This window comes from Petrachloros mirabilis, assembly GCF_975968855.1.
In genome coordinates, this window is sequence record NZ_CDLUDY010000162.1 from 1 (window position 1) to 6,486 (window position 6,486).

The 6,486-nt window shown below is 51.9% G+C and carries 8 protein-coding genes; 5 read left to right on the forward strand and 3 right to left on the reverse strand.

Translation table 11 applies throughout. The features are described from left to right. Positions 1 to 466 precede the first annotated feature (466 nt). Positions 467 to 1,192 carry a class I SAM-dependent methyltransferase gene (locus ACWVCN_RS06445; protein WP_455244736.1) on the forward strand — a complete coding sequence of 242 codons (726 nt, stop codon included), beginning with the start codon at positions 467 to 469 and terminating at the stop codon, positions 1,190 to 1,192. Positions 1,193 to 1,236: 44 nt separating this feature from the next. On the opposite strand, the gene ACWVCN_RS06450 is transcribed toward ACWVCN_RS06445, so the two are convergent. From ACWVCN_RS06450 to ACWVCN_RS06460, 3 genes are all read right to left on the reverse strand, one after another. Further along, positions 1,237 to 1,878: a hypothetical protein gene (locus ACWVCN_RS06450; protein ID WP_455244737.1), complete on the reverse strand. Its 642-nt coding sequence runs from the start codon at positions 1,876 to 1,878 to the stop codon at positions 1,237 to 1,239. 796 nt (positions 1,879 to 2,674) lie between these two features. Continuing rightward, positions 2,675 to 2,851: a hypothetical protein gene (locus ACWVCN_RS06455; protein WP_455244738.1), complete on the reverse strand. Its 177-nt coding sequence runs from the start codon at positions 2,849 to 2,851 to the stop codon at positions 2,675 to 2,677. A gap of 39 nt (positions 2,852 to 2,890) precedes the next feature. Further along, positions 2,891 to 3,862, reverse strand: a complete 972-nt coding sequence (locus ACWVCN_RS06460) for an aldo/keto reductase (protein ID WP_455244739.1) — start codon at positions 3,860 to 3,862, stop codon at positions 2,891 to 2,893. A 130-nt stretch (positions 3,863 to 3,992) separates the two neighbouring features. On the opposite strand from ACWVCN_RS06460, the gene ACWVCN_RS06465 reads away from it, so the two are divergent. From ACWVCN_RS06465 to ACWVCN_RS06480, 4 genes are all read left to right on the forward strand, one after another. Further along, on the forward strand, positions 3,993 to 4,571 hold the full coding sequence (locus tag ACWVCN_RS06465) for a thioredoxin family protein (protein WP_455244743.1): 579 nt from the start codon (positions 3,993 to 3,995) through the stop codon (positions 4,569 to 4,571). Then, positions 4,552 to 4,938, forward strand: a complete 387-nt coding sequence (locus tag ACWVCN_RS06470) for a cupredoxin domain-containing protein (RefSeq protein ID WP_455244740.1) — start codon at positions 4,552 to 4,554, stop codon at positions 4,936 to 4,938. Before ACWVCN_RS06465 ends, ACWVCN_RS06470 begins: the two co-directional genes overlap by 20 nt. Positions 4,939 to 5,019: 81 nt before the next feature. Beyond that, complete coding sequence (gene pxpB, locus ACWVCN_RS06475) at positions 5,020 to 5,745, forward strand: 5-oxoprolinase subunit PxpB (RefSeq protein ID WP_455244741.1); 726 nt, start codon at positions 5,020 to 5,022, stop codon at positions 5,743 to 5,745. Then, positions 5,729 to 6,486: LamB/YcsF family protein (locus tag ACWVCN_RS06480; protein ID WP_455244742.1), on the forward strand; the 758-nt coding region annotated here is incomplete at its 3' end. The genes pxpB and ACWVCN_RS06480, both read left to right, overlap by 17 nt.

Genomic DNA, 6,486 nt, shown 5'->3' on the forward strand with positions numbered 1-6,486 from the left:
TTCTTCTTCGACATTCACCCTCTCAACAAAATGAATCATGATCCGTCTTGGTACCATAAATCTTGCGCGGCAGGCAATGTTCTTGCCACTCAAGTAGGAATTGAAATGACTCAAGGTGGGTAAAGTGACCGATAGGCTATGGAATTAAATTAGGGTGGGAGGAGCACGCACCTAACCGAGGACGATTAGGTACGGCGGAGATCCCGGGAGGACTTTAGGCTTCCCAGTACAAGCTGGTCCTGCACACCATCCTCAGCACTCGACCTCCTGATGAACCATATTCCCTCGGGGCGTTAACTCCTCCCACAGAACTACGATAGGCCTCCCCCTTCCTGTCAGTCAAGCAATCTAATGTAGTTAGCCAACACTTAATACTTGCCTCTTGTATACGAAAACAGCCGTAACTAAGATGACTAAAAAATATATTGCTTCTGCATCTCTGTTTCACTGCCAAGAGGACTGAATCATGCATGACGGGGGGGACTCGACAATGCGGTCTGACTTGCTAATTAAACGATTCGTTGCGCTGCCCATGACCATACTGGCGATGGCCGTGGGGAGCACACTACTCGCGGAACTTCCCTCCTCGGCTCAGCATGCTCACAACGAAGACCGCGTGCCGAACGTGATGGAGTATCTCGATCGGCTTGATCGCCCCGAACGAGACATCGATCAGAAACCGGCTGAGGTGATTGCCGCATTAGCTCTGAAGCCAGGTATGCATATAGCCGATCTCGGGGCAGGCTCCGGATACTTTACCAGACGGTTTGTTCAGGCCGTGACCAAAACAGGTATGGTCTACGTTGTCGATGTGGAACCGCGGGCGCTGGAATTCATTCAGGCATCGCTCGACCGTCTACAGCAGCCCTATAGAGCTCAATTCGTTCAGGCGGAGGCCGACGATCCGAAACTCCCAGTCCAATCGGTGGATCTAGTGTTCGTCTGCAACACCTACCACCATATACAAAACCGACCGATGTACTTTCGCAAACTTCAGACCGCACTCAAGCCAGGAGGACGTATCGCCATCGTTGACTTTTACCACGACGATCGGTCTGGTGAGCTTGGATTTTCAAAACAACACCTCATACCACAAGACACAGTATTGCGTGAAATGTCAGAAGCTGGCTATAGCATGGTCAAGGATCACGACTTCCTGCCGAAGCAGTACTTTATGGAGTTCAGCCCTTGACCACACTGGGAAGTTCAACAGGAGCCAGGCAATATCGAGCACTTTCACGGATGTAAAAGATCGCGCTGCAGTTGTTCTAATTGTTTACCCAACTGTTCGAGTTCACGCCGTGATTCCTCAAGATCGACTTCCCCTTGCGCGACCGGGCGCTCCTCTTTGACCAAATAAAGCACCTTTTGTTGAAGCCGGCGGCTCTCAGCGGCGAATACGTCTGTCACCTGGCGGGCAAATTCTGTTTCAACACCTGAGCGTTGGTATGAGGGGGTACTCTCCTGTTCCGACACCACCCTGAGCACTCGAACAGCACGTCCCAGATCCTTGGTTCTTTCCATCAATTCTCCCCGTAATTCATCGTTCAGCTTGGCAAGGCGCGCCCCCAGTAATTTGTATCCGGAAATCAAGATACCCAGCACCCAAAACGTTGCTGCACCGAAAAAACGATTTGCCAGGGCGACATCGTGCGGAACTAGAGGAGGCGAGAGTTCGTAGCCGATGAAGATCAATGCCGTGCAAAGGGCGGTTACGACGAGCGGAGCAGAAAGATGGGCTGCCCAGTAAGTCAATCCCAGAGGAATGATGTACAGGAGCCAGGGGGTAAAACCTAAGGCAAGCCAGATATCAATCAGGAAAATCCCGACTAACAGCACAGTGACACCGGTATAGAGTCCGATTTGTTCGGGTTTCAACGCCTATTCCTCGCTGGGAAGTAATCGCTCGAGGACTTCATGCAACAGCGCCTGCTGTGTGATAGCCAACCCGCAAGTTGCACAGGTCAAAAACCCTCCGTTGGACTCCATTCCCGTTTCTTCGCATGTGGGACAGGCTGGGGTCCCCAGTACACATTGTGGTCGTGTCCCGACTGTCCCACGAGACATGCAGGTCACAGCTGAGCAGCTGCCTCCCTACCAAGCGTGGATACCGTCTAAAACTCTTGATACGCGGGATGTATTACGGATGAAACAGGAAAGAATATGTATAGCGGTAAAAATTTGTGCCATTTTACAGATTCCAATCAGAATGTCAAAACGTTTTTACAGAGCCCTCACCTTCCTTGCTATAGCGCGTGGCTCTATTGATCGGCTAACCTGTTTTAGCCATCCCCATTTTCTGTGGATAACCCTGTGCGCAACCACAGGCTGGTTCTGAGCACTGTAGTGATTCATGCATAAGTTGAGCAGATTGCCTATTAATTAGGCATAGGGAGCGCAACCTCTTTACCACAACTAATAGGGGACAGTGCAACTATCAATTCGATTCCTCCACATTTCTGAGAGAAGGGTATTAGGCTTATAAAAATGCCGCCAACGACTGGTCAATATGAATCGATTATCGAGGAATATCCACAGGTATAAGCCTTTGTAGGGATCATATTGCCTGACTGCAATCCCAGAGCGGAGTTTCTCCATCCTGATTTTCAATCACCGGAATTGACGCTGTGATACACGAGAGCAGCCGAAAAAAATGCAAGCAGAACGCGATGATTCATTTCTTGCGATACACGTTGAGCCCGACTTTTTCCTGTCGATCGGGAATCGTCACGTTTCCTTCCGTCGAGGCGATAATGATCGTTTTACCCGAAGCTGACGGTCCGAATTCTTTCTCCAAATCGACCGTGATCGTTAATTTCGTTCCTTCAACTTTCATTTCCACATTTTTCATGTCATTTCTCCTTGAATTCTTTCCCGCCAATTGAAGTATCTACCACGCGTAGGCTTCAGGAGACGTTCCTCCTGGACCGGGAAAAATTTCATCCAGCCGTTTCAAGGTCTCTTGATTCAACGCGAGTCTCATCGAGCGAACCGAAGCATTCAACTGCTCCATCGTGCGGGGGCCGATTACAGGAGCGCTGACTGATGGCTGGTGGAGCAACCACGCTAATGCGACGCTGGCTGGATGTTCGCCGAGTTCTCGACAGAGCACGTCATAGGCCTCTAGGCGCGGCCGATACTTTTGCATATCTGTTTTTACATCCTCCGCTGTCCGCCGTCCCACAGTGGCGGACTCCGGAGCTCCAGCCAACAACCCACGTCCAAGCGGGCTCCACGGAATCAACCCAATTCCATACGATTGACAGGCGGGAATCACTTCCAATTCGACCGTCCGATTATTTAAGTTGTAAAGGCTCTGCTCCGATACAAGCCCCAAAAAATTTCGACAACGGGCAATCTCCTGGGCCTGCGCAAGATGCCAACCAGCGAAATTACTGCTGCCGACATAGATCACCTTTCCTTCCCGCACCAATTGCTCCATCGCTTGCCAGATTTCTTCCCATGGGGTTTCTCGGTCTATGTGGTGCATTTGATAAAGATCGATGTAATCGGTCTTCAGTCTGCGAAGACTCTCCTCGCAGGCTCGTTTAATGTGGAGGGCAGATAGGCGCGACTCGTTTGGCCAATCGCCCATCCGGCCGAATACTTTGGTCGCCAATACGACTTTTTCCCGCCGTCGCTCGCCTTGGGAAAGCCAACGGCCGACAATCTGTTCCGTCAAGCCCTCGCCTTTCTTCCAGCCGTAAACGTTCGCGGTATCGAAAAAGTTAATCCCAAGCTCCAAGGCGCGATCCATCATTGAAAAACTCTCGCGCTCGGTTGTCTCCGGCCCGAAATTCATCGTCCCGAGAGCTAGTCGACTTACTTGGAGGCCTGAACGACCGAGATGCACATATTGCATGTTGGACCTCGATGATGAATGTACCGCATTGTACACAGAATCCAGTCGACGTATATATATGCCATCCCCTTGACGCAGCCATCGCGCTCCGGCATTTTTACAACGGCCCAACTGTAAAACAAAAGGAGGCATCATGGCTGTGGAGTCAACAATGCTCCAGCTGGGAACGCCAGCTCCGACGTTTTCACTTAAAGATGTCGTGAGCGGACGCACCATCACACTCGAGTCGTTCGCCGGTAAATCGGCGCTGTTAATCATGTTTATCTGCCGCCACTGCCCTTATGTCATACACATCCAGAACGGGATTGCAAAACTCGGTGCCGACTATGCGGAACGAGACATCGGAATCGTCGCCATCAGTAGCAACGATCCTCTGACTTATCCAGACGATGCCCCGGATCGTCTCAAAGAGATGGCCGAACAGTTGAATTTCCGGTTTCCATTGTGCTTCGATGAGACCCAGGATGTTGCGAAAGCCTACAAGGCAGCCTGCACACCAGACTTCTATCTGTTCGACAAAGAACGCCGCTTGGCCTATAGAGGGCAACTCGACGACAGCCGACCCGGCAACAATAAACCTGTAACGGGCCGTGATCTACGTGCAGCGATTGAGGCTCTCCTCACCGGCAAGCAGATAGAAGGAACGCAACGCCCGAGTATAGGCTGCAGTATTAAATGGAAGAAGGGGAATGCTCCGAATTATTCGTGAACCGCAATCGGCTAGAACGTTGCCATATCTATTGCTTGCCGTGGTCTTGGCAGGTTGTGAAGATAGTCAAACTGTCACGATCGCAGCGGAGGATTTCCGTTTTGCTCCCGACATTATTCGGGTGAATTCCTTAGCCCCGATCATACTCACGATTTACAATTCAGGTCGTGAGGTCCACGAGTTCGACAGCCCGATCTTGTTCTATGCCCCAAAACCTATTCGGGCGGCGGATTCAAAGTCTTCTGGTTTTGTATTATCGCCAGGAAAATCGCTTCAATTCGTCGTGGCACCGCCACCAGGCACCTACTTATACATTTGCCGGCGAAAGGGTCATGCGAATATGACCGGAACCCTGATTGTCGAATGATTCTGGAACCAGAAGTCTTTAGGAGCCAGGCCAAACGAGGTAGGGTGCGACGCAACCGGAAGTCGATTCAAGAACCGATACATGCCTGACTCGCTTTCAAAACGCAAATCTGTGTTCCGGCTCCTACTTCTTGGGGATACCGCAATCACGGCTGAATTTGGGAATGTTATCGATCCAAGCTTGAATGAACAGGTCGTCGCTTTCGCCGATGTCGTACGCAGAGCAAACTGGCATGGCGTGCTCGACGTTGTGCCTACCTATCGATCGGTAACAATACATATCGATCCACTGCTTCTTCACGTCACGACTCTCAGCAACAGATTGCGCAAGGTCTCAAAACAAATGATTCGACAGGCCACAGTCGGTGGAAGAACTCATCAGATTCCAATTCTTTATGGAGGCGAATGGGGGCCAGATCTCGAAGCTGTCGCGGATTTTGCCAAACTGTCATTAGCCGATACTATTCGATTGCACTGCTCGGTTCAGTACCGAGTCTATATGTTAGGTTTCAGCCCCGGCTTTCCATATTTGGGAATCGTACACGAACGAATCGCTATGCCCCGTCTTGCCACACCACGCCTCACCGTACCGGCCGGCTCGGTTGGGATTGCCGACAACCAGACTGGTATCTACCCGAGCACCACACCGGCCGGATGGCGTCTCATTGGTCGTACACCGATCCAACTATATCGACCAGGCAATAGCGTCCCGTTTCTGTTCAACCCGGGCGACACGGTCAAATTCGAGCCGATCACCGCACAAGCGTTCGATCGTCTCCTGCTTGCAGGCCATGCTGAAACACATTGATCTCAACAGTGACATGGGCGAACGCGAGAGCGCGGAGGGGTTGGCTCTCGATGCCGAGCTTATGCCGTTCATCACGTCAGTCAACATCGCCTGCGGCGCTCACGCCGGATCACCTGCCCTCATGCAACGTACCGCACGGCTCGCCGCGCATTACGGTGTGGCAATTGGTGCCCATCCGAGCTTTCCAGACCGCGAACATTTCGGGCGCATCCCGCTTTCGCTCGCTCCAGAAGAGATTGAATCGTTGGTAGTGAACCAGATCGGTATCCTTGCGGAGATGATCAGGCAGGACGGGCTTACACTAACACACGTCAAACCACACGGCGCTCTGTACAACACAGCTGCAAAAGAGCACTCCATTGCTCAGGCCATCGTGCGGGCTGTACTGAAATGTGACTCGAAGCTGTTGCTCTACGCGTTAGCTGGTTCTGTCCTCGTCCATACGGCTCGATCTGCAGGTCTCACGGTCATCCAGGAAGCCTTTGCCGACCGGGCGTACCGAGCTGACGGGAGCTTGGTACCGCGTTCAGAACCGGGCGCGGTTCTAACTAGCCAAGAAGCGGTGTCTCGGCAACTCCGTCAGCTTATCGCCGGTTCGGCCGACAGTATCGATGATGTCACTGTGCCAATCCAAGCTGACAGTATCTGTCTCCATAGCGATACGCCTTGGTCCATTGCGCTTGCCAAGATCATCCGAGAGGAACTTATGACAGCCGGATTCCGCATTGCCGCATTCGGAAA